The sequence below is a fragment of the Novosphingobium pentaromativorans US6-1 genome (assembly GCF_000767465.1).
In the GTDB taxonomy this organism is placed as follows: domain Bacteria; phylum Pseudomonadota; class Alphaproteobacteria; order Sphingomonadales; family Sphingomonadaceae; genus Novosphingobium; species Novosphingobium pentaromativorans.
The window spans coordinates 590,416-612,268 of record NZ_CP009291.1 but is presented as its reverse complement, the minus strand read 5'-3'; the positions used below and the strand labels follow the sequence as shown (position 1 = coordinate 612,268).

Below are 21,853 nucleotides of genomic sequence, written 5' to 3'. Positions count from 1 at the left end.
ATCAGTCGCCGGTGAGGATCCGGTCGACCAGTTCCTTGACCGTGGGCGTGAAGCCGTTCGAGTAGAACGGGTCCTGCTTGAACTTGTAGGCGGCATGGCCTGCAAACATCAGGTTCTCTTCTACCGGACCGCCATGGGCGATGTCCTGCAGCGTCTTCTGGATGCAGAAGCTGCGCGGATCGGCAAGCCGGCCCGTGGTGTAGTCATCATGGTCCTTCCACGAGGAGAATCCGCAGTGCGACAGGCAGCCCATGCAGTCGGCCTGATCCTGGCGGATCTCGTCGCGTTCCTGCGGATTGACGAAGATGATCGTATCGTCGGGCGTACGCAGGCCATCGGTAAAGCCCTGTGTCGACCACGAGCGGGCGCGATCCAGATCCTTCGGCGCGACCCAGAAGTTCTTGCCCTTCACGCCGACGTCGAGACGCACGGTATGTTCGCCGGCCTCGACCTTCGAGTACGGAATCTGGCGTTCCGAACGCGCTTCGAGATTGCGCAGGAACGGGTTGCGCACGGCCGAGGAATAAAATCCCGTGGGCGAGAACCGGTGCAGCAGCACGTCGCCCGGCTCCAGATCGCGAAGTGCGTCCTTCCACGCCTGCGGGATCGGACTTTCATGCGTCAGCAGCGGGCGGGTGCCGAACTGGAAGGCAATCGTGCCGAGTTCGGGATTGTCGATCCACTCGTTCCAGTCGCGCAGGTACCATACGCCGCCGGCCATCACGATCGGCACATCGTCTGAAATGCCTTCCTTGCGCATCGTGTCGCGCAGCGCCTTGACGCGCGGATAGGGATCTTCCGGCTTGAGCGGATCTTCCGCATTCGACAGGCCGTTGTGGCCGCCGGCAAGCCAGGGGTCTTCGTAGACCACCGCCGCCATCAGCTCGGACACCTTGTGATAGGCCCGCTTCCACAGCGCGCGGAAAGCGCGCGCGGAGCTGACGATCGGCAGGTAGCTGACGTTGAAGCGCGCGGCGATCTCGGACAGGCGATAGGGCATGCCCGCGCCGCAGGTCACGCCTGTGACCATGCCACGGGTCTTTTCCAGCACGCCTTCGAGAACCTGCTGGGCGCCGCCCATTTCCCACAGGACGTTGATGTTGATCGCGCCCTTGCCGCTGGCAATGTCGTAAGCGCGGCGCACCTGCTCCACGGCGCCATCGATGGCGTAGCGGATCAGTTCCTCATGGCGCTCCTTGCGGGTCAAGGCGTGATAGACCTGCGGAACGATCTTGCCTTCCGCATCGTAGGAATCAGCGTTGACCGCGCTGACGGTGCCGATTCCCCCGGCCGCCGCCCAGGCGCCGGAGCTGTTATGGTTCGTGGCGGAAACGCCCTTGCCGCCCTCGATAAGCGGCCAGACTTCACGTCCGCCATAAACAATCGGCTTGAGACCCTTGAAACTCATAAACTCTCTGTCTTTCCCCCTGGCGTAACGCTCAAGTCCTTTGAAGCAGTCCTATCGCCAGACAATCGGCAAGGTACGATATTGGCAGGCTCGGGCCGCGCACTAGCAGCCTCGAACTGCGCATAGTAACCCTGCAGTTCCGGCTTACGAACAAATTCGGTTAAACGAAAGCCCAGCGACGCGAATTCGCAGAAAAGCAGCTCCGGCGGGATGCCATGTTCGTCCGTCGGCCGGTCGACGTCGACGACGATGACCTTTCCGCCCTTGCGCAGGGCCGGCCGCAGGCGCCACAGGAAAGCATAGGGCTCGGTGACCTCATGGTACATGTGCACGAGCATGATGCGGTCGAAACTGTCAGGCGGCAATCGCGGGTCGTCCTCGGTACCCAGAATGATGGAGACGTTCTCCAATCGCTCGCGCAGGACGCGCTGGCCGAGTTGCTCGTTGGCATCGCGGTCGATGTCCTCGGCGAGGACACGGCCCTTCTTGCCCACGCGCTGCGCCAGGCGAACGGTGTAATACCCCTCGCCTGCGCCGATATCGGCCACGCTCATCCCCTCACGGATGTCCGCGAGGTTCATCACGACGTTGGCTTCATTGACGCTGTCGCGCTCCACTTCCGAGGAAACGGAGTTCGCTCCAAGTCGCGAAACAGGGCGATCGGCGACCGGAAATTCACGCGAAGTCTCGGGCCTGCCGTCATCGGCAGGCTTCTGCTGGCAGGCAGCGAGAGCCAGCGCAAAAACCACACAGGAAAGGCGGCGAGACAAAAACATGCCGCCCCTTAGCGACTCGCCAAGGACTTGGCAAAACCTCTCATGCGGCCCATCGCTCGGGTCAGTCGATATCCTCGACTTCGGCCTTTTCACCCGTCACCCGCTGTGACAGCGCCGCAGCCATGAAGGCGTCGAGTTCGCCGTCCAGAACATCGCCGGGCGAAGTCGAAACGACGCCGGTGCGCAGGTCCTTCACCTGCTGGTAGGGCTGCAGCACGTAGGAACGGATCTGGTGCCCCCAGCCGATGTCGCTCTTCGAGGCGTGCTCCGCGCTGGCCGCTTCCTCGCGCTTGCGCATTTCTTCCTCGAACAGGCGTGCCTTGAGCATGCCCATCGCGATCTCGCGGTTCTTGTGCTGCGAACGGTCGATCTGGCTGGCGACCACGATCCCGGACGGCTGGTGGGTAATACGCACCGCCGAGTCCGTGGTGTTGACGTGCTGACCGCCAGCGCCCGACGCGCGGTAAGTGTCGATCTTCAGGTCGGCCGGGTTCACCTCGACCTCGAAGCTGTCGTCGATCACCGGATAGACCCAGACCGACGAGAAGCTGGTGTGACGGCGTGCGGAACTGTCGTAGGGGCTGATGCGCACGAGACGGTGCACGCCGCTTTCGGTCTTGGCATAACCGTAGGCGTTCTCGCCCTTGATCAGCAGCGTGCAGCTCTTGATGCCCGCGGCTTCGCCTGAGTGATAGTCCACCAGCTCGACCTTGTAGCCCTTGCGCTCTGCCCAGCGCGTATACATGCGCTGCAGCATCTCGGCCCAGTCCTGGCTCTCGGTACCGCCGGCACCGGCATGGACTTCGAGGTAGGTATCGTTGCTGTCGGCCTCGCCGGCGAGCAGTGCCTGGACCTTGTCCGCATCGGCACGATCGGCCAGCTGGGCCAACGTGGCGAGCCCCTCGTTGACCGTGTCCTCATCGCCTTCCATCTCGCCCAGCTCGATGAACTCGACGGCGTCGGCCATCTCACGGCTTATCTCGTTGACCGTGCCGATCGAAGCTTCCAGCCGGCGACGCTCCTTCATGACCGCCTCGGCTTCCTTGGGCTTGTCCCAGAGCGTGGGATCCTCGACGCGGGCGTTCAGCTCGTCGAAGCGGCGCAGCGCGCGATCCCAGTCCAGGAACTTGCGCACAAGCGCGAGCGCCTTTTCGATACGGTCAATGTGGGCCTGCCCTTCGGCACGCATGGCACGAAACTCCAATGAAACTGCGGCGCACCGCTTAGCGAAGTGCAGCCGATTGTAAAGCGGCGCGGCGATCGGCTCGCAATCAGCGGGCGACAAGCCAGCGCTACTACCCGCAGATATCGGGATTGTTCAAGGCCCCGCAAGAGGCCGCAATGCTACGCCGTTCAGGGGCGCTTTTTCGCCAGCACCTTCACGGCCGCCAGGGTCATCTTCACGTGATCGCGATAATCGAGATCGGAATGGATGAAGACCACCTTTCCGCTCTGGTCGATGACGTAGCTCACCCGGTCGGCCATACCCTGCGGCTTGCCATCCCGCGCAAGGGGGACGTCGTATTCCTTGATGATCTTCGGCGTGGCGACGGCGACGGCAAACTTGTCGCGGCAAGCCTCGGTCGAGAACTTCTTGAGGGTAGGCAGATCGTCGGCCGACATGCCGACGACGGTGGCGCCCAGTTCTGCGAACTCCGGCGTCGCTTCTGCAAAGGCATGCGCTTCCAGGGTGCAACCCTGCGTGAACGCCTTGGGGTAGAAGTAGAGGACGACCGGACCGCGCTTGAGCGCCTGCTTGAGGTCAAAGTCGACCTCCTTGCCCGCCTTCGCACCCTTGGTGCTGAACTCGGGCGCGGTCGCGCCCATCGGCAGGGCAGCCTGCGCTACCGACGATGCTGCAAGGAATCCGATGGCGAACAGGGGGGCTAGGATGCGTTTCATGCCCTCAGTCTGCGCGTCGTGATGGGGCCTGTCCAGCCCTTGCAAAGATGACCCGTAAAGATACGCATGGCGATGCCGTCCGAGGCCAAGTATCGACAACACAGGCCGTTTCACCGTAAACAATTTCCTGAACCTGGCCTGACTCGGCTATGGAACAGCCGCGATCCTGAGACAGGACGCGCCATGGAGAGAGGACGAATGGAGAGGCAACTCGTCACGCGTGCCCTGATCGGCAGGACCGCTTGGCCTACCTCCCGCCCGCGTCCGGCAATCGTTTCCTGACATTCGCCACCGAGGGAGAGAAGATTGACCCAGTCAAGTCATCGGCGCGTGATCGTCATTACCGGCGCCAGCTCCGGCATCGGCAAGGCCACGGCGGAAGTCTTCGCCCTCATGGGCTGGCATGTCATCGGCACCGGCCGCACGCCGGAGCGCTGCGATGCCGCCGAGGAAGAAATCCGCGCCATCGCCTCGCCCGAAGCGCGCGTCGATTTCCTGCGCGGCGACTTTACCGAGATGTCGGATGTGCGCCGCATTGCGAAAGAAATCGCCCGGCTCACCGATTGCATTCACGTTCTCGTCAACAACGCTGGCGGTGTGCGAGACGGCTATTACCGCACTTCCGAAGGGCTGGAGGCGACATTCGCCACCAATCATCTCGCCCCGTTCCTGCTCACGCGCGAACTGCTTCCCCAGCTTGAGTATGCAGCCAAGGATTCCCCGGTGGGAACCGTGCGCATCATCGCCGTTGCGGCAGACGGCCATGCCAGCTGCCAGGCGATGAACTGGGACGACCTGATGCTGCTGGAAGGTTTCGCAACCACCGAGGCCTACAGCCAGGCGAAACTGGCGAGCCTCCTGTTCACCCGCGAACTGGACCGCCGGCTCTCGCCCATGGGGATCGTGGCCCAGGCGGTAAACCCGGGATGCGTAGGCTCCAACTTCGCCAGCCACGGCGACGAGTTGATCCAGGATGCCATGGCCCGCAGCCCCTGCACTCCGCCCGAACACCCGGCCCGCACGATCATGTGGCTGGCCACTTCGCCGGAAGTCGGCGAACAGGGCGGACGCTATTTCCGCGACCTGGCCGAGATCCAACCGGCACCGCAGGCCCGGGACGACCGTGCGGCCAGCCGCCTGTGGATGGAGAGCGAACGCATCCTCGAAACCATCGGCTGCTGATCTTCGCGGCGCCGACATTTGGTCTTCCCAGACACTTGACCCCGCGGCCCGCTCCGCCGCAAGGGAACAGGCAAGCCAGAGGAAGACACGATGACTGCACCGACTGACCGTCCGCGCCGCAGTGCGCTCTACATGCCCGCCTCGAACGCCAAGGCGATTGCCAAGGCGCGCAGCTTGCCCTGCGACGTCGTCATCTTCGACCTCGAGGATGCCGTAGCCCCCGAATTCAAGGCCGAAGCGCGCGCGGCTGCCGTCGCTGCCGTGGAGGAAGGCGGTTTCGGCCACCGCGAAGTCGTCATCCGGGCCAACGGCATCGATACCGAATGGGGCATGGACGACCTTGCCGCCATCGCATCGACCGGGGCCGACGCCGTGCTGGTGCCCAAGGTCGATTCCCCGGCCGACATCGCTCGCTATGAAGACGCCCTCAAGAGTGCGCACAAGGACATGCAGCTCTGGACCATGATCGAGACCTGCGCGAGCGTGGGCAATCTCGATGCCATTGCGCAGTGTGCGCACAATTCGCGCCTGTCGCTGTGGATCATGGGAACCAACGATCTCGCCAAGGAAATGCGCGCGCAGCTTACGCCCTGCCGTACGCCGTTCCTGCCATTCCTGTCGATGGCGGTTGCCGCCGCGCGCGCGCATGGCGTCGCCATCCTCGACGGCGTGTGCAATGAATTCCGCGACCTCGAGGCATTCGAGGCCGAAGCGCGCCAGGGGCTGATGTTCGGCTTCGATGGCAAGAGCCTGATCCACCCCGCGCAAGTCGAGCCATGCAACACGGTATTCTCACCCAGCGAGGCGGACCTGGCCTGGGCGCACAGCGTCATCGACGCCTTCGCCCAGCCCGAAAACGCCGGCAAGGGCGCGATCCGCGTGGATGGCAAGATGACCGAACTGCTACACCTGGAACAGGCCCAGCGGCTCGTCGCCGTTGCCGGGCGGATCGCTGCCGCCGCCTGACGCCTCTGCTGCTTACTCGCCGCCTTCTGCCGCCGAAACCGACGCGATCGGCTCCGGCGTGTTGGCGATGACCTTGAGCACCGCCGTCCAGGCATCGACGTTCTGCTGCAGGGCAATCGGATCGACCTTGTCGAGCGTATCGTCCGGCGTGTGGTGCAGGTCGAAGTAATGCATCCCGTCCTGGCCGAGATCGATCACGGCAAGCTTCTGGTGCGCGATGATCGGGGCAACGTCGGCGCCGCCCTCGGTGGGACCGTCATGCGGCACGATACCCAGCGGCCAAAGCGCCGCCTTCACCTTGTCCACCAGCTCGGCATTGGCCTGGGCGAAAGTCGTCTTGAGCTGCCAGACCTTGTCGGCGCCGAAGTCGCTTTCCATCGCAACGGCATGGGGTTCGCTGCCATGGACCTTCACGTAATGATCGCCGCCGCCGCCGGTGATGCCCATTTCCTCGTTGCCCGACCACAGCACGCGGATCGTGCGCAGGGTCTGACCATCTTTCTGCGCCGCCAGGGCCGCGGCCGTGATGATCCCGCAGCCCGAAGCATCGTCGATCGCTCCTGTGCCCAGGTCCCAGGAATCGAGGTGGCAGGCGAGCAGGATGATCGGCAGCGAAGGATCGCGCCCCGGCAGTTCCGCCACGACATTGCCCGAAGGCGCATCGGGAAACGGCTTGCCCATCAGCTTGAGGTCGATGCTCATCGGCTTGCCGCGCGAGGCGATGCGCGCGATCAGGTCGGCGTCAGGATTGGAGACGGCCCCTGCCGGGATCGGCTTCACATCCTTGGCGAAAACCGTGGCGCCGGTATGCGGATTGCGGTGACTGTCCGTGCCGGCCGAGCGGATGACGATGCCGGCAGCCCCTTTCTGCGAAGCGATCGTCGGCCCCTTTCGGCGGACATCGCCATAGGGTCCGTAACCCGAACCGTCCTGCGTGGGACGCATGGCATGGTCGACGAACGCAATCTTGCCCTTCAGCGATCCTTCGGGGGCTGCTTCGAGCGCGGCCAGCGTCGGGAAATAAACCAGTTCACCCTTGAGGCCTTGCGCCGGGGTCGGCACCGAGAAACCCAGAGCGGTGATCGCCAGCGGCTGCCGATAGGGGGCGGTCAGGCGGGCATGTTCCTCGCCGCGCTGCCAGGCCAGGGTCTTGAACTCCTCGACCGAAACATCGCTGAAGCCGAGCGCCCTGAGCCGGGCCTGCGCCCAGTCACGGGCGCGCGCTTCGGCCTCGGAACCTGCGAGGCGCGGGCCGATTTCGGTGGTGAGACCTTCGACGATGTCCCAGGCGACGCCAGACCCTTGCGTGGGCGTGGCACTGGCAGGAGCAGCGCTGAAGGAGGCGAAAGTGGTCGCTGCAAGCAGGGCAGCGCAAAAGGTTTTGCGTAGCATGGACAATGCCTAACGCCCTGCCTCGCCATTTCCAATCCCAAGTCGCAGAACTTGACCGGACCAATTCCCGGCAGGTCACGAAATCTTGACGGGGCCGGCTCCAATACCCATTTCCAGCTCAACTTTGCGACGCTCTCGACGCAGGCCCAGCGCCATTCCGGCAAGAACCGACACGACCACCTGCCAGCAACCTTGCGGCTGGTGGCCCGCCCCTGTAGAGCACGCCGCAAATTCCGACACGCCAGATCCCAGAGGAAACCGATGGCCGCGCAATACGCCTTCGTCATGAAGAGCATGACAAAGACCTTCCCCGGCGCCCAGAAGCCGGTGCTTTCGAACATCAGCCTGCAGTTCTACCAGGGTGCCAAGATCGGCATCGTCGGCCCGAACGGCGCAGGCAAGTCGACCCTGATGAAGATCATGGGCGGCATCGATACCGATTTCACCGGCGAGGCATGGCCCGGCGAGAACATCACCGTCGGCTACCTGCCGCAGGAACCGCAACTCGACACGAGCAAGACCGTCCTCGAGAACGTCAAGGACGGCGCGCGCGAGACGGCGGACAAGATCGATCGCTTCAACGAGATCTCCATGATCATGGGCGATCCGCCGGAGGACTGCGACTTCGACGCCCTCATGGCCGAGATGGGCGAGCTTCAGGACCAGATCGACGCGGTCGACGGCTGGACCCTGGACAACCAGCTCGAAGTGGCGATGGAAGCCCTGCGCTGCCCGCCGGGCGACTGGTCGGTGGAAAGCCTCTCGGGCGGTGAAAAGCGCCGCATCGCGCTCACCCGCCTGCTCATCCAGAAGCCCGACATCCTGCTGCTGGACGAACCGACCAACCACCTCGACGCGGAATCGGTCGAATGGCTGGAAAACCACCTCAAGGAATATGCCGGTGCGGTGCTGATGATCACCCACGACCGCTACTTCCTCGACAACGTGGTGGGCTGGATCCTCGAACTCGACCGCGGAAAGTACTTCCCTTACGAGGGCAACTACTCGACCTACCTCGAGAAGAAGGCCAAGCGCCTCGAGCAGGAAGACCGCGAGGCGACCGGACGCCAGAAAGCTCTCAAGGACGAGCTCGAATGGATCCGCGCCGGCGTCAAGGGCCGCCAGACCAAGTCCAAGGCCCGTATCCGCAAGTTCGAGGAACTGCAGAACGCGCAGGACCAGCGCACGCCGGGCAAGGCCCAGATCGTCATCCAGGTGCCTGAGCGCCTCGGCGGCAAGGTCATCGAAGCCAAGGGCATATCCAAGGCGTTCGGCGACAAGCTGCTGTTCGAAGACCTCTCGTTCATCCTGCCGCCGGGCGGCATCGTCGGCGTCATCGGCCCCAACGGTGCGGGTAAGTCGACGCTGTTCAAGATGCTCACCGGCCAGGAACAGCCGGACTCCGGCACCATCGAGATCGGCCAGACGGTTCACCTCGGCTACGTCGACCAGAACCGCGACCACCTCGACGGCAAGAACAACGTCTGGGAGGAAATCTCGGACAAGCTGGACTACATGAAGGTCAACGGCCACGACATGTCGACGCGCGCCTATGTCGGCGCCTTCAACTTCAAGGGCCAGGACCAGCAGAAGAACGTCGGCAAGCTCTCGGGCGGTGAACGCAACCGCGTGCACCTTGCCAAGATGCTCAAGCAGGGCGGCAACGTACTCCTGCTCGACGAACCGACCAACGACCTCGACGTCGAAACGCTCGGCGCGCTCGAAGAAGCCATCGAGAACTTCGCCGGCTGCGCCGTGGTCATCTCGCACGACCGCTTCTTCCTCGACCGTCTGGCCACGCACATCCTCGCGTTCGAGGGCAACAGCCACGTCGAATGGTTCGAGGGCAACTTCGAGGCCTACGAAGAAGACAAGCGCCGCCGCCTCGGCGATGCGGCCGATCGTCCCACGCGTCTTGCCTACAAGAAGCTGACGCGCTGACGAAAACGCCTCGGGCATGATATACAGGCCGTCGCTCCGGGATACCGGATCGGCGGCCTGTTCATTTTCAATCACCCCGACATTAACAAAGAGTCATATCCCGGTTCACGTTCAGGACAGCGCCCATGGTCTAGAACAATTTCAGGATGAGCCGCGATCGCCGTGCGGCACGTCCGGTTTTGGAGACCGGATATGGCAAGAAGGATGAACATGAAGGCGGGTGCACTTTTTTCAGCTGGAGCGTGGGGCGCAATGGCCATTGCCGTTGCCGGCCTCGTCGCTCCCAGCGTGGCGGAAGCGGCATCGCGCCCGGACAACTCCCGCAGTGAGAGCCGTGGCTACAGCAACCGGGGCGAACAGATGCGGGCGCAGCGTCAGGAGCGCGCCTCGTCGAACGAGTCTCGCCGCGACTGGTCGCGCAGTAACGCCAACAACGACAACCGCGTGCGTCAGGAAGCCACGCCGACACAGAACCGCAGCTGGTCGGGCAACCGCTCCTCGCGCGACACCAGCCGCGAGCAGCGCAGCGAACAGGAGCGCAAGTCCACCTGGCAGCAGAGAATGCGCAGCGGCGACTACGCGAAACAGACCGAGCAGCGCATCGAGCGACGCGACAACGACCGGAATGACCGCCGCGTGGATACGCGCCGGGACTGGCGGGACCAGTCGCGCGCGAACTCCAGCCGCCGCGACAACGAGAGGTGGCGGGACGGGAACAACAACCGTTGGCGTGACAACGACAAGTGGCGCGACAGCAACCGGCGCGACTATCGCGACGCGCGGCGTTGGGACCGCAAGGACTGGCGGCGCGACAAGCGTTACGATTGGCGCGATTACCGGGCCCGCAACCGTTCGGTCTACCGGATCGGCCGCTACTACTCGCCTTACAGCAATTACTCGTATCGGCGCATCGGCATCGGTTTCTCGCTGGGATCGCTGTTCTACAGCTCGCGCTACTGGATCGACGATCCCTGGTCCTACAGGCTGCCGGAAGTCTACGGTCCCTACCGCTGGGTCCGCTATTACGACGACGTGCTGCTGGTGGATATCTACACCGGCGAAGTGGTCGACGTGATCTACGACTTCTTCTGGTAAGCTCAAGAAGAACGGCGAATGAAAGGCCCTCGGCACCAGCGCCGGGGGCCTTTTTTCGATGCCGGTCACGCCGCGTGCGCCGAAAATCATGCAGGGTTTTACTGTGTGAAACGAAGCGATTGATTTGTGGAACATTCCCGGTAGTCTCACGATCGAGATGCCAGCCACGCCTCATCCGGACTGCAGGGCACTTGCAAGGATCGGCGCTTCGGTCCGGGAGCGCCTGTCCGGCCAGCCCACGGTCAGGCGGCTGCCCGTCGAGGCGGTGGAAATCTACACCTCCAACAGCTTCCTCAACGAGGCCGACTGCGCTCACCTCATAGCGCTTATCGACACCTGCGCCTGCCCTTCCCGCCTGCTGGAAGAAGAAGGCTGGGACGGTTACCGCACCAGCTATTCGGGCGACATCGACACCCACGACAGGATCGTGCGCGATCTCGAACTGCGCCTGAGCGACTTTACCGGCATCGCTCCGTCCTGCGGGGAATCGGCGCAGGGCCAGCGCTACGAATGCGGCCAGTATTTCAACGAGCACTGCGACTGGTTCGATACCGAAGCCGGCTACTGGCGGCAGGAGCGGCGCTGCGGCGGCCAGCGCAGCTGGACCGCGATGATCTACCTCAACGCCGTGGAGGAAGGTGGACGGACCGATTTTACCCACATCGGCCTGAGCATCCCGCCCGAACCCGGTTGCCTCCTGCTGTGGAACAACGCATTGCCCGACGGGACCCCCAATCCGCTGACCATGCATGCAGCCCGGCCAGTCGTCAGGGGCGTCAAGTACGTCGTCACCAAGTGGTTCCGGGTTCGCAACTGGCAATGAGATTTCGCAACGCGGCTACGCTCCTGGCGCTGGGCCTGTCCTGCGCGCTCCCCTTTCCGGCCTTGCCGGTCAGTGCCGAGGCCGCCGTCCAGCCATCGCACCCGGTGCCTGCGGCCGATGCAGAGCGCAATCGCCTGCACCTGCTTCGCCTCTTCGCCGAAGATGCGCAGCGCGAGGACGAACTCGATCCCCTGACCCCGCTTTATGCCGGCGCCACGGCGGGAGGCGCCCAGTTCGAACGCATGTACACCGACGCCCTCGATCGCGACGTGCAGGCCTCTGCCCGCAAGAGCCGCGAAGCGCTGCGCTCGGTCGACCGCGCCGCGCTGCCGCCCGAACTCCAGATTTCCTACGATACGTTCGCAGCGCTCAAGGACGACGAACTGGCGTGGCTCCAGCCAGAACTGCGCCGCCTGACCAGGGTACGGCCGTTCAACCATTTCGGCGGACTGCATGTCGAGTTCCCCGCCATGATCGCGCCCGGCGGCACTTACGACTACGCCGACGAGGCAGATTACCGGCGCGCCCTCACGCTCTACCGGGCCTTTCCCCGCGTGATCGACAATGCCATCGCCCGCTTTCGGCAGGGCATGGCCTCAGGCGTGGTCGAACCGCGCCTGACGGTGATCAACATGATTGCCCAGATCGACGCCCTACTGGCCCAATCCTACGAAGATTCGCCCTTCTCGGCCCGCTCCGGCAGGTCCCGGAGACACTCTCCGACAAGAGCCGCAAGGCCCTCGCGCCGGCATTCCGGTCGGCGACCCGCGAGGCGATCTGGCCAGCCTACCGGCGCCTGCGGCAATTCCTGCAGGCCGAGTACCTTCCCGAGGCCCGCGATTCTATCGGGCTTGGCGAAATGAAGGGAGGCACGCAGCTCTATCGCGCTCTGATCCGGCGCGAGACGACGTTGACGCTGGAACCGGAGGCCATTCACCAGCTCGGCCTTTCGGAAGTCGCCCGCATTCAGCGGGATATGGACGGGGTGCGCAGGCAGCTGGGCTATTCAGGAACCCTCGCTGCATTCTTCGACGAAATTCGCGGCGATCCACGCTTTCATCCGACCGACGGCAGCCAGCTCTCCGACGGTTTCGCCCGCATCGGCAAGCAGGTCGACGCCGCTCTGCCGCGCTGGTTCGAGCGGATGCCCGAAACGCCCATGCTGATCGAACCCTACCCGGCCTATCGTGAGAAGTTCGAAGCTGGCGGCAGCTATTCCGAAGGCGCGCCCGAACGCGGCAAGCCCGGTGTCTTCTACTACAACACCTACGACCTGCCGCACCGCTTCCTCAGCGGCATGACCACGCTCTATATGCACGAGGGCGTGCCGGGGCATCACTTCCAGATCAGCCTCGCGCAGGAAGACCAGAGCCTCCCCGGTTTCCAGCGCTACGGTGGCAACAGCGCCTTCGTCGAAGGCTGGGCGCTCTATGCCGAGACGCTGGGCTACGACATGGGATTCTACAAGGACCCGCTGCAGCACTGGGGCACGCTCGACGACGAGATGCTGAGGGCAATGCGGCTGGTCGTCGATACCGGCATCCACGCCAAGGGCTGGTCGCGCCAGCAGGCGATCGACTACATGCTGGCCAATTCGGGCATGGGCCGCAGCGACGCGGAAGCCGAGGTGGATCGCTACATCGCAATGCCGGCACAGGCGCTCGCCTACAAGATCGGCGCGCTCACCATCCAGCGCCTGCGCGGCAAGGCGCAGGAACAGCTCGGAGCGCGCTTCGATATCCGTGCCTTCCACGAGGAAGTGCTGGGTTCGGGTGCCCTGCCCCTGCCGGTGCTGGAAGCGAAGATAGACGGCTGGATCGCCGCGAGCCGCCCCCACCGCGCGGGCGTGGCAAGGTAAGCCCGCAGGATCGCCTCACTCTCCGGCAGGTTCAGTATTCCTCCCCGGCTTCCGATGCGCGGCGCGCCTCAAGGTATTCGATGAGGTGATCGAAGCGCCGGTGGAGCCGCAAAATTTCCAGCTGCGTGCGCAAGTTGACTTCATAGTCATGCCGCGCGGCAATGCGATCCTTGTCGGCCTGCCTGTTCTGGCTCATCATGATCACCGGCGCCTGGATCGCAGCCAGCATCGAGAGAATGAGGTTGAGGAAGATGTACGGGTAGCCATCGAAGGGATGCAGCCCGAAGGCTTCCAGCACATGGCTGTTAACGAGCATCCAGGCGATCAGCACCAGTCCAAAGGCAATGATGAAGCCCCAGCTGCCGCCGACCGACGCAACCCGGTCAGCAAGCCGGTCGCCGCGGCTGGCATGGGTCGCGGCGATCTCGTCGGCATCGGGGCCGATCAGGGTGCCCGCGGCAATGCGCCGCAGGACATTCTGTTCTTCCTGCTCCAGCTCGCTGAACTTGCGGCCGAGAAGCTCCTCGGCCAGCTGCTCAGGCGTGCGCCGGGGCAGTTGCATCATTGGCTGGAAAGCGCTTCTGCGATCAGCTTGCGCGTCTCGGGAATGCCATAAAGCGCGATGAAGCTGCCCATGCGCGGCCCCTGGCTGGAGCCCAGAAGGGTTTCGTAAAGCGCCTTGAACCAGTCGCGCAAATTACCGAAGCCGTAAGCCTCGTTCTTGCCGATCTCATAGACCGTGTTCTGCAATTCCTCTGCCGACGTGTCCGGCCCAGCCTTGGCCAGTTCGGCATCGAGCGCGTTGAGCGCTTCGGCTTCATGGGCGGCCGGCGCGCGGCGCACCAGCGTCGGCGCGATGAAATCCCGGTTGGTGGCAAGGGCGGCGCGCACCAGTTCGCCCAGTTCCGGATGCGCCTCGGGCGTCGCATCGGCGACGTAATTGCCAAGGTACGACCAGACCTGATCGGCGGTTGCATCGGCGCCCAGCACGCCCACGAGGTTGAGCAGCAGCGAGAAGGTCACCGGCAGGGTGTCGCCCGCGCCTTCACCGTTTCCGGTCGCGCGCAGCAGGTGCCAAACCGGATTGCCAAGCTGCTTTTCGAGCGTCTGGTCCGGAAGGTTGCCGCGGAACTGCCAGTACTCGTCGACCGCCTTGGGGATCACGCCGATATGCAGCTGCTTGGCGCTCTTGGGCTCCCGGAACAGATAGAAGCCAAGACTTTCCTCGGTCCCGTAGGTCAGCCACTGCTCGATGGTGAGGCCATTGCCCTTGGACTTGGAGATCTTCTCGCCGTTCTCGTCGAGGAAGAGTTCGTAGATCAGCCCTTCGGGCTTACGGCGCCCAAGGATCTGCGAGATCTTGCCCGACTGCGTCACCGAGTCGGTCAGGTCCTTGCCGCACATCTCGTAGTCGACGCCAAGATCGACCCAGCGCATTGCCCAATCGACCTTCCACTGCAGCTTGGCATGGCCGCCGAAGACGGATTGCTCAACGGTCGAGCCGTCCTCGTCGGCAAAGCGGATCATTCCGGTGGCCGGATCGAGGACTTCGACCGGCACCTGCAGCACCGCGCCTGTGGTCGGCGACACCGGCAGGACCGGCGAATAGGTCTTGCGGCGCTCCTCGCGAAGCGTGGGCAGCATGACACCCATGATGGCATCGTAGTGTGAGAGCACGTTCGACAGGGCACTGTCGAAGGCACCGGAATTGTAGCGGTCGCTGGCCGAGACGAACTCGTACTCGAAGCCGAAGCGATCGAGGAAATCGCGCAGCATCGCGTTGTTGTGATGCGCGAAGCTCTCGAACTTCCCGAACGGATCGGGAATGCGGCTCAGCGGCTTGCCGAGATTGTCCGCAAGCAATTGGGCGTTGGGAATATTGTCCGGGACCTTGCGCAGCCCATCCATATCGTCCGAAAAGGCGACCAGCCGAGTCGGCGCGCCACCGGTCAGGGTTTCGTAGGCGTGACGCACCAGCGTCGTGCGCAGAACTTCCTGGAACGTGCCGATATGCGGAAGGCCCGAGGGACCGTAACCGGTCTCGAACAGCATGGGCTCACCGCCCGGTTTGCCGTCCGGATAGCGCTTGAGCAGCTTCTGGGCCTCCTGGAAGGGCCAGGCCTTGGACACACGGGCGGCTTCGATCAGGGCATTCTCAGTCATGGGGGCGCTCATCTTCGAAACGCGGACATTTCGCAAGCGCGAAGCTGCATTGGAACCGGGCCGTGACAGGCCCGTTACGTTCAAAAGGGACCGAAAGGGACGAAGATATCGTGAATTACGTCGAAACATTGCGCACTGAACTGGAGGCCATGGGCAAAGGAGTCGTGCAGGCCCTGCCCTCTCTGGTCATCGCGCTTGTCGTTCTGCTGGCTACATGGATCGTTGCGCGCACCGCCGTGCGCATTGCCGATCGCATCACCGGCAGAACCGCAATCCGCAACGATCTCAAGCAACTGCTCGATACCCTCGTGCGATTGCTGGTGTGGATCATCGGATCGCTGATTGCCCTCACGATCGCCATTCCCAGCTTCACCCCGGCAGGCGCCTTCGCAAGTCTGGGTGTCGGCGCTCTCGCCATCGGTTTTGCGTTCCAGGATATTTTCGAGAATTTTCTCGCCGGCGTGCTGATCATGCTGCGCGACAAGATGAACATCGGCGACTCGGTCATCTGCGGCAGCATCAGCGGCAAGGTCGAGAGGATCACCTTGCGCGAAACGCACATCCGGCAGTTCTCGGGCGAACTGACCGTCGTTCCGAACTCCATGCTGTTCAAGAACCCGGTGGACATTCTCACCGACCATGCCCTGCGCCGCAACGAGATCGTCGTCGGCGTCTCTTATGACACGGACCTCGGCCCAGCCCAGGACGTCATCCAGAAGGCCGTCGAAAGCGTCGAGGCGGTGGACAAGGACAAGGGCGTCGTCGTCTTCGCGCAGGAGTTCAATGCCAGCTCGGTCGACTTCCTCGTCCAGTGGTGGACCGACACCGTCGCGCAGGACCTGCGCCTGACCAAGAGCCAGATCGTCATGGCCGTGAAGTCCGCGCTAGACGAGGCGGGCATCGAGATCCCGTTCCCCTATGTCACCAATACCTTCAAGGAACCGCTGCCCCTCGAAAGGGCACGGAACCCCGAGGCGGTCAACGAGAACGCTGCCTGAGGCGAGGCCAGCGTGCCACTTCGCGCGGCACCGCTGCGATGAAAGACCCGTCAGCACGCCGTCAAAGGCCTGCTGACGGGTCTTTCCGATTCCGGCAGTATGGCGCCGGGTTACTGCCAGGACCATTCGTAGTTGAGCGATCCTTCGCGGAACGCGAAGCGGTCGATATGGTTTGCCACCACTTCGGTCAGGCGTTCGAGCGTTGCCTTGTCCTCCCCGGTGATCTCGATCGCGATGCCTTCCTCGTCTCCCGCCATCGTCGTGACGGCAGACGGGAAATGGACCTTGCCGGTATCGCCCTCGACTTCGACCTCGAACTTGTGGCTCCAGTGCTTGCAGACCTGGCGTACGTACTTGCCGCCGTTCGGCGTGGCGACTTTCGCTGCGATTGTGCTCATTTCTCGATCCTTTCGATATTGCGCGTGGCTTCGTCGATGGCTTCCGCCACCCGCAGGATGAAATCCCGGTCCGCACCTTCGACCGAAAGTCGGTCGAATACGGCGGTCTTGAGATTGTGCATGGCGCGCCGAACCGGCGCGGGGTCGACCTTCTCACGGGCCTCTGCCAAAGCCGCCAGGCGCTGGCGCAAAGCATTTGCCTTGTCGGCATCGGTCTCGGCGTGCTTGCGGCCTTCTTCGGTGGCCTCGTAGGACTTGCGAGCCCCTTCGTCCGAGCCGACCGCAATCCAGCCTGCCTCTTCCATGTAGGTCAGGGCAGGATAGACCACGCCGGGACTGGGCGCATATTCGCCGCCCGAGATGGCCTCGATCTCGCGGATCAGGTCATAGCCGTGGCGCGGGGCTTCCGCGATCAAGGCCAGCAGCAGCGTCTGCAGTTCGGCCTGGTCGAAGATCCGCCGACGCCGACCGCCGCGCATGCCGCGACCGCCGCCAAAGCCCGGACCGACTCCTCCCCCGCGACCGCCGCGGCCGTGCCTGCGGCCGTCGAAGAGTTCATCGTCCAAACCGTCGCGTCCCGGTCCGAAGGGGCCGCGCATACCGCCACGGCGTCCGTGCATGCCCCGGGCGCGCCGTTCGAAGGCGATGTCCATTGCATGATCGTAGCGCGCGAAGCCGTGTCCGCCGCGCCTGGGGTTACTGTTCATCTGTCTCATTATATTTCCAAAAATCTTCATGATGGCATCAAGATATATCTTAGAAGGATTTTTGCAAGGCGCGAATTTGTAACAAGTCGTAATTTCCTGCGGGAAGCGACGCAGAGCCATTTCCAAATCAGGCAAGGCATCCCTAAGACCGGATCATATGTCCGCGCTTCCCCTTCCCGCACTGCATGCCAGCCATGGCGGCAGTTGGCTGCGCGACGGCAACGCGGCCACGCGGACCGTCTCGAAGGGCGAAGCGATGATGGCCGCGGCCGATACGCCGCTGCTCATCCTCAACGCCCCGCTCCTGGCAACCCGGCTCGGCTACCCCGACCTGTCCGGGCTCGATCTGCTCGAACTCTTCGCCTTCGTGCATCCGGCCCGCTTCGTCGTGCCCACGCCCAAGGGCCTGGCCCATGCCCTCGACCTGACCGAGCCCGACGGCGAACCCGATGTCCCGCGCCTGCTGCAGGAAGCTGCCGGCAGGTTGCTGGAGACTTGCGAAAGCCCGGATTGGCAGGAACGCGAAGGCGCTTGGACCTCGCTTCAGTCGCTGGTGCGCATGCGCTGGCCTTGGGCCACACTGCTGGGAACGCGCATCGCCAAGCCCCAGCGCGCCGAACGCTGGCTCTTCTCGCGTCTGCCAGAGTGGGAGGAAACAGCGGACCAGCCCCAGCCACGACAGGTAGAGCTGAGCGAGGCAGATGTACTGCAGCAGCTGCAGACGCTGACCGGGGCCAAGGCCGAGCAGCGCGAAGGGCAGCGGGCCTATGCCGCCCAGTCCGCCGCCGCCTTCTCGCCGCGCAAGGCATCGGGACAGCCCAATGTCCTGCTGGCACAGGCAGGCACCGGCATCGGCAAGACGCTGGGCTACCTCGCCCCCGCCTCTTTGTGGAGCGCCCTGTCCGGCGGCACTGTCTGGGTTTCGACTTATACCAAGGCCCTGCAGCGCCAGCTGCGGCAGGAGAGCCGCCGCGCGTGGCCGGAGCGCCGGCCTGACGGCAGCCAGCCCGTCGTCGTGCGCAAGGGGCGCGAAAACTACCTGTGCCTGCTCAACCTCGAGGATGCATTGCAGGGCGGCTTCGCCGGACGCGCGGCGATCCTGGCCCAGCTCGTCGCGCGCTGGGCGGCCTATACCCGCGATGGCGACATGATCGGCGGCGACCTGCCGGGATGGCTCGGAACCCTGTTCCGCCAGCGCGGCATCACCGCCCTCACCGACCGGCGCGGCGAATGTGTCTATGCCGGGTGCCCGCACTACCGCAAATGCTTCATCGAGCGGGCATCGCGAGCCAGTGCGCAAGCCGACCTCGTGATCGGCAACCATGCCCTGGTCATGGTCAATGCCGCGCGCGGACGCGATCATGCCGCACGGCCCACGCGGATCGTCTTCGACGAGGGGCATCACGTTTTCGACGCCGCCGATTCAACTTTCGCGGCGGCGCTGTCGGGCAGTGAGACGATCGAACTGCGCCGCTGGGTCATCGGTCCGGAAAAGGCCTCGCGCGGTCGGCGTCGCGGTCTTTCCGCGCGGCTTGCCGATATCGTCAGCTACGACGAGGCCGGCGCCAAGGCGATTGCCGCCGCGCGCGCCGCCGCTGAAGCCCTGCCCGGCGACGGCTGGATGCAGCGGATCAATGAAGGCGCGCCATCCGGACCGCTTGAAGACCTGCTCGCCTCGGTGCGAGCCACTGTCTACGCGCGCGACGAGAGCGGCGGACAGGAAGCCGGATACGGCCTCGAAACCGAGGCGGCCGGCCTCGACGGCACGTTCATCGAAGTCTCGCAGGCCGCGCGTGAGGCACTCGCGGACTTGCGCCAACCGCTGATGCGACTCGGCATGAGACTGGAAGCGCTGCTGGAAGATCCGCCCGACTGGCTGGACGGCCAGGGCCGCGCCCGGATCGAGGGCGCCCGGCATTCGCTATCGTGGCGCATCGACCTGCTTTCGGCATGGGAAGCCCTGCTCGAACGGCTGGGCGGCCCCGCCGACCCGGAATACGTCGACTGGCTGGCGGTCGACCGCTCGGAGGCGCGTGAATTCGACATCGGCATCCACCGCCACTGGCTCGATCCGATGAAGCCTTTCGCCAAGGTCGTCCTCGAACCGGCACACGGCGTCGTCATGACTTCGGCAACGCTGCGCGACGGCGAGGACTGGGGCAAGGCGGTGGCCCGGTCCGGTGTCGAGCACATCGGCGTGACCCCGCGCCTTTCCACCCACTCCAGCCCGTTCGACTATGCAAAGCAGGCCGAAGTCCTGATCGTCACCGACGTCCCACGCGGCGACATCCCTGCCCTGGCCGCGGCATATGCACGCCTGATCGAGGCCTCGCACGGCGGTGCACTCGGGCTGTTCACGGCAATCCGGCGCCTGCGCGCCGTGCATGGCCGGATCGCCGACCGCCTCGCCCGCACCGGCCTGCCGCTCTATGCCCAGCACGTCGACCCGATCGACACCGGCACGCTCGTCGACATCTTCCGCGACGATCCCGCAGCATCGCTGCTGGGCACCGATGCCTTGCGGGACGGCGTCGACGTGCCGGGCGATTCGCTCCGGCTGGTCGTGATGGAACAGGTGCCCTGGCCGCGGCCGACCATCCTGCACCGGGCCCGGCGCCTCGCCGGTGGCGGCGGCAGCTATGACGACGGCATCATCCGCGCCCGGCTGGCCCAGGCCTTCGGACGCCTCATCCGCAGCCGCGACGACCGCGGTCATTTCGTGGTCCTCTCCGCTGCATTCCCCTCGCGCCTGCTGAGCGCCTTCCCCGAAGGAACGCCCGTCCTGCGGCTTTCTCTGGAGGAGGCTTTACATCGGGTCGCTACCAATGCTTCAGAAGAAGCGTACCGACCCGATCACGCCGCCCGGCCATGAATACGAGCTTGCCTGACAGATGAAGACCCTCGGCATCTTTCGCCACGCCAAGTCGGACTGGAACGATGCGCGCCTGCGCGACTTCGACAGGCCTCTCAACAAGCGGGGCCGCAAGGGCGCGGCGATCATGGGCGAGCATATCCGCAATGACGGCAGGGCGTGGAAGCGCATTCTCGCCTCTCCCGCGGTTCGCGTCACGCAGACGATCGAGCTTGCCTCGGAAGCGGCCGGAATGGCGCCGCCGGTCAGTTGGGACAGGCGCATCTACCTTGCCAACTCAGCCACGCTGATGGATCTCCTGCGCGAACAGGAAGGCGATCCCGCCTCGATCATGCTGATCGGACACAATCCGGGCCTTGAGGACCTGATCTTCGACCTGGTTCCCGACGATGGCACCAGTCCGCTGCGTGATGTCGTCGAGGAGAAATTCCCGACCGCCGCCTATGCCGTGCTCGAACTGGATATCGACAGCTGGGACGATATCGACGAGAATTGCGGAAGGATCACGCACCTCGTCAGGCCCAGGGATCTCGACCCCGCGCTGGGGCCAAGCCTGACCGACTGACTGCCTTCAGGGAGTATCGGGCGAGCGTCCCGCGCGGGACGCGAACGTCTCAAGCCGCAGCGAGCGCCGCTGCCAATTGCGCGCGGATCTGCCGAAGCTCGCCGATGATGTCACCGCCTGCGACCGCCGAAGTTTGCGGCTGGGCCTCGGGCCCGGAGACTGCAGCAGGTGTCGGCCGGGCGTCCTGGTCCTCGATAGCCTTGCGCGCACCGCGCAGGGTGTAGCCTTCCTGGTGGACAAGACGATTGATCTCAACCACGAGCGCAACATCGTCACGGCGATAATACCGCCGGCCACCGCTGCGCTTGACAGGCTGGAGCGAAGGGAACTGTTCTTCCCAATAGCGCAAGACGTGCTGGCGGATGCCCAGCGCCTTGCTGACTTCACCGATGGTTCGCAAAGCCTCCGGATCCTTTCCGTCATCGAAAACCGGGATGTCGGAAAGGATAGTCATCGGCTCTGTTCCTTCAGTCTCCGGCGATCCTGTCTTTCAGCATCTGGCTCGCTCGGAATGTCATAACCCGTCGCGGCGTGATCGGCACTTCGACCCCCGTCTTGGGATTACGGCCGATACGTTCGCCCTTGTCCCGTAACAGGAATGTGCCGAATCCCGAAATCTTGACGTTCTCGCCCGAACTGAGCGCAGTCGACATGTGTTGCAGAATAGCTTCGACCATCGCCAGCGACTCCGCGCGCGACAGACCCAGCTTCTTGTGGATCGCTTCCGCGATCTCAGCTCGCGTCAATGTATCCGTTGAGCCCATCGAACCCGCTTCCCCTCTGAGCGCCAACCCCCGCGCTGATAAT

At 64.2% G+C, this 21,853-nt stretch carries 19 protein-coding genes and 1 pseudogene; 9 read left to right on the top strand and 11 right to left on the bottom strand.

Annotated features, from left to right (window positions below; all coding sequences use genetic code 11):
• Position 1 precedes the first annotated feature (1 nt).
• The 4 genes from JI59_RS02785 to JI59_RS02770 all read right to left on the bottom strand — a co-directional run bounded on the left by JI59_RS02785 (position 2) and on the right by JI59_RS02770 (position 4,086).
• Positions 2 to 1,408, bottom strand: a complete 1,407-nt coding sequence (locus JI59_RS02785) for an NAD(P)H-dependent flavin oxidoreductase (RefSeq protein WP_007015087.1) — start codon at positions 1,406 to 1,408, stop codon at positions 2 to 4.
• Positions 1,405 to 2,184, bottom strand: a complete 780-nt coding sequence (locus tag JI59_RS02780; RefSeq protein ID WP_038575426.1) for a class I SAM-dependent methyltransferase — start codon at positions 2,182 to 2,184, stop codon at positions 1,405 to 1,407. Before JI59_RS02780 ends, JI59_RS02785 begins: the two co-directional genes overlap by 4 nt.
• Before the next feature lie 61 nt (positions 2,185 to 2,245).
• Complete coding sequence (prfB, locus tag JI59_RS02775) at positions 2,246 to 3,373, bottom strand: peptide chain release factor 2 (RefSeq protein ID WP_038575424.1); 1,128 nt, start codon at positions 3,371 to 3,373, stop codon at positions 2,246 to 2,248.
• 164 nt (positions 3,374 to 3,537) lie between these two features.
• Positions 3,538 to 4,086, bottom strand: a complete 549-nt coding sequence (locus JI59_RS02770; protein WP_038575422.1) for a peroxiredoxin — start codon at positions 4,084 to 4,086, stop codon at positions 3,538 to 3,540.
• 306 nt (positions 4,087 to 4,392) lie between these two features.
• Here JI59_RS02770 and JI59_RS02765 point away from each other — a divergent pair, with 306 nt between their 5' ends.
• Positions 4,393 to 5,268: an SDR family NAD(P)-dependent oxidoreductase gene (locus tag JI59_RS02765; RefSeq protein WP_038575420.1), complete on the top strand. Its 876-nt coding sequence runs from the start codon at positions 4,393 to 4,395 to the stop codon at positions 5,266 to 5,268.
• Positions 5,269 to 5,358: 90 nt separating this feature from the next.
• Positions 5,359 to 6,234, top strand: coding sequence for an HpcH/HpaI aldolase/citrate lyase family protein (locus JI59_RS02760; RefSeq protein WP_007015082.1), 876 nt, complete (start codon positions 5,359 to 5,361; stop codon positions 6,232 to 6,234).
• A gap of 12 nt (positions 6,235 to 6,246) precedes the next feature.
• On the opposite strand, the gene JI59_RS02755 is transcribed toward JI59_RS02760, so the two are convergent.
• Positions 6,247 to 7,626, bottom strand: a complete 1,380-nt coding sequence (locus JI59_RS02755) for a M28 family peptidase (RefSeq protein WP_007015081.1) — start codon at positions 7,624 to 7,626, stop codon at positions 6,247 to 6,249.
• A gap of 261 nt (positions 7,627 to 7,887) precedes the next feature.
• Here JI59_RS02755 and ettA point away from each other — a divergent pair, with 261 nt between their 5' ends.
• From ettA to JI59_RS28260, 4 genes and pseudogenes are all read left to right on the top strand, one after another.
• Positions 7,888 to 9,567, top strand: coding sequence for an energy-dependent translational throttle protein EttA (gene ettA, locus JI59_RS02750; RefSeq protein ID WP_007015080.1), 1,680 nt, complete (start codon positions 7,888 to 7,890; stop codon positions 9,565 to 9,567).
• Between the two features lie 192 nt (positions 9,568 to 9,759).
• Positions 9,760 to 10,662, top strand: a complete 903-nt coding sequence (locus JI59_RS25960; RefSeq protein ID WP_081474070.1) for an RcnB family protein — start codon at positions 9,760 to 9,762, stop codon at positions 10,660 to 10,662.
• Between the two features lie 157 nt (positions 10,663 to 10,819).
• A complete protein-coding gene (locus JI59_RS02740; protein WP_038575418.1) occupies positions 10,820 to 11,485 on the top strand; it encodes a 2OG-Fe(II) oxygenase in 666 nt (221 codons plus the stop codon).
• Positions 11,482 to 13,343, top strand: a pseudogene (locus JI59_RS28260) (DUF885 domain-containing protein). The gene JI59_RS02740 and the pseudogene JI59_RS28260 overlap by 4 nt, the downstream one beginning before the upstream one ends.
• 31 nt (positions 13,344 to 13,374) lie before the next feature.
• On the opposite strand, the gene JI59_RS02730 reads toward JI59_RS28260, so the two are convergent.
• Complete coding sequence (locus tag JI59_RS02730) at positions 13,375 to 13,908, bottom strand: DUF1003 domain-containing protein (RefSeq protein ID WP_007015074.1); 534 nt, start codon at positions 13,906 to 13,908, stop codon at positions 13,375 to 13,377.
• Positions 13,905 to 15,506, bottom strand: coding sequence for a lysine--tRNA ligase (locus JI59_RS02725; protein ID WP_007015073.1), 1,602 nt, complete (start codon positions 15,504 to 15,506; stop codon positions 13,905 to 13,907). The genes JI59_RS02730 and JI59_RS02725 overlap by 4 nt, the downstream gene beginning before the upstream one ends.
• 110 nt (positions 15,507 to 15,616) lie before the next feature.
• Between JI59_RS02725 and JI59_RS02720 the strand changes: the two genes are divergently transcribed.
• A complete protein-coding gene (locus tag JI59_RS02720; RefSeq protein WP_007015072.1) occupies positions 15,617 to 16,504 on the top strand; it encodes a mechanosensitive ion channel family protein in 888 nt (295 codons plus the stop codon).
• Between the two features lie 110 nt (positions 16,505 to 16,614).
• On the opposite strand, the gene JI59_RS02715 is transcribed toward JI59_RS02720, so the two are convergent.
• Positions 16,615 to 16,902 carry a DUF2218 domain-containing protein gene (locus JI59_RS02715; protein WP_007015071.1) on the bottom strand — a complete coding sequence of 96 codons (288 nt, stop codon included), beginning with the start codon at positions 16,900 to 16,902 and terminating at the stop codon, positions 16,615 to 16,617.
• Positions 16,899 to 17,609, bottom strand: a complete 711-nt coding sequence (locus JI59_RS02710; RefSeq protein ID WP_007015070.1) for a PadR family transcriptional regulator — start codon at positions 17,607 to 17,609, stop codon at positions 16,899 to 16,901. The genes JI59_RS02715 and JI59_RS02710 overlap by 4 nt, the downstream gene beginning before the upstream one ends.
• Positions 17,610 to 17,766: 157 nt before the next feature.
• Between JI59_RS02710 and JI59_RS02705 the strand changes: the two genes are divergently transcribed.
• Both JI59_RS02705 and JI59_RS02700 read left to right on the top strand, forming a co-directional pair.
• Positions 17,767 to 20,481, top strand: a complete 2,715-nt coding sequence (locus JI59_RS02705; RefSeq protein WP_038575417.1) for an ATP-dependent DNA helicase — start codon at positions 17,767 to 17,769, stop codon at positions 20,479 to 20,481.
• A gap of 19 nt (positions 20,482 to 20,500) precedes the next feature.
• Positions 20,501 to 21,046, top strand: coding sequence for a SixA phosphatase family protein (locus JI59_RS02700; protein ID WP_007015068.1), 546 nt, complete (start codon positions 20,501 to 20,503; stop codon positions 21,044 to 21,046).
• A gap of 49 nt (positions 21,047 to 21,095) precedes the next feature.
• Here the strand turns inward: JI59_RS02700 and JI59_RS02695 are convergent, their stop codons facing one another.
• Positions 21,096 to 21,500: a MerR family transcriptional regulator gene (locus JI59_RS02695; protein ID WP_007015067.1), complete on the bottom strand. Its 405-nt coding sequence runs from the start codon at positions 21,498 to 21,500 to the stop codon at positions 21,096 to 21,098.
• A 13-nt stretch (positions 21,501 to 21,513) separates the two neighbouring features.
• The gene (locus tag JI59_RS02690; RefSeq protein ID WP_007015066.1) at positions 21,514 to 21,810 is read right to left on the bottom strand and encodes an integration host factor subunit alpha; all 297 of its coding nucleotides are present in this window, start codon (positions 21,808 to 21,810) and stop codon (positions 21,514 to 21,516) included.
• Between the last annotated feature and the right edge of the window lie 43 nt (positions 21,811 to 21,853).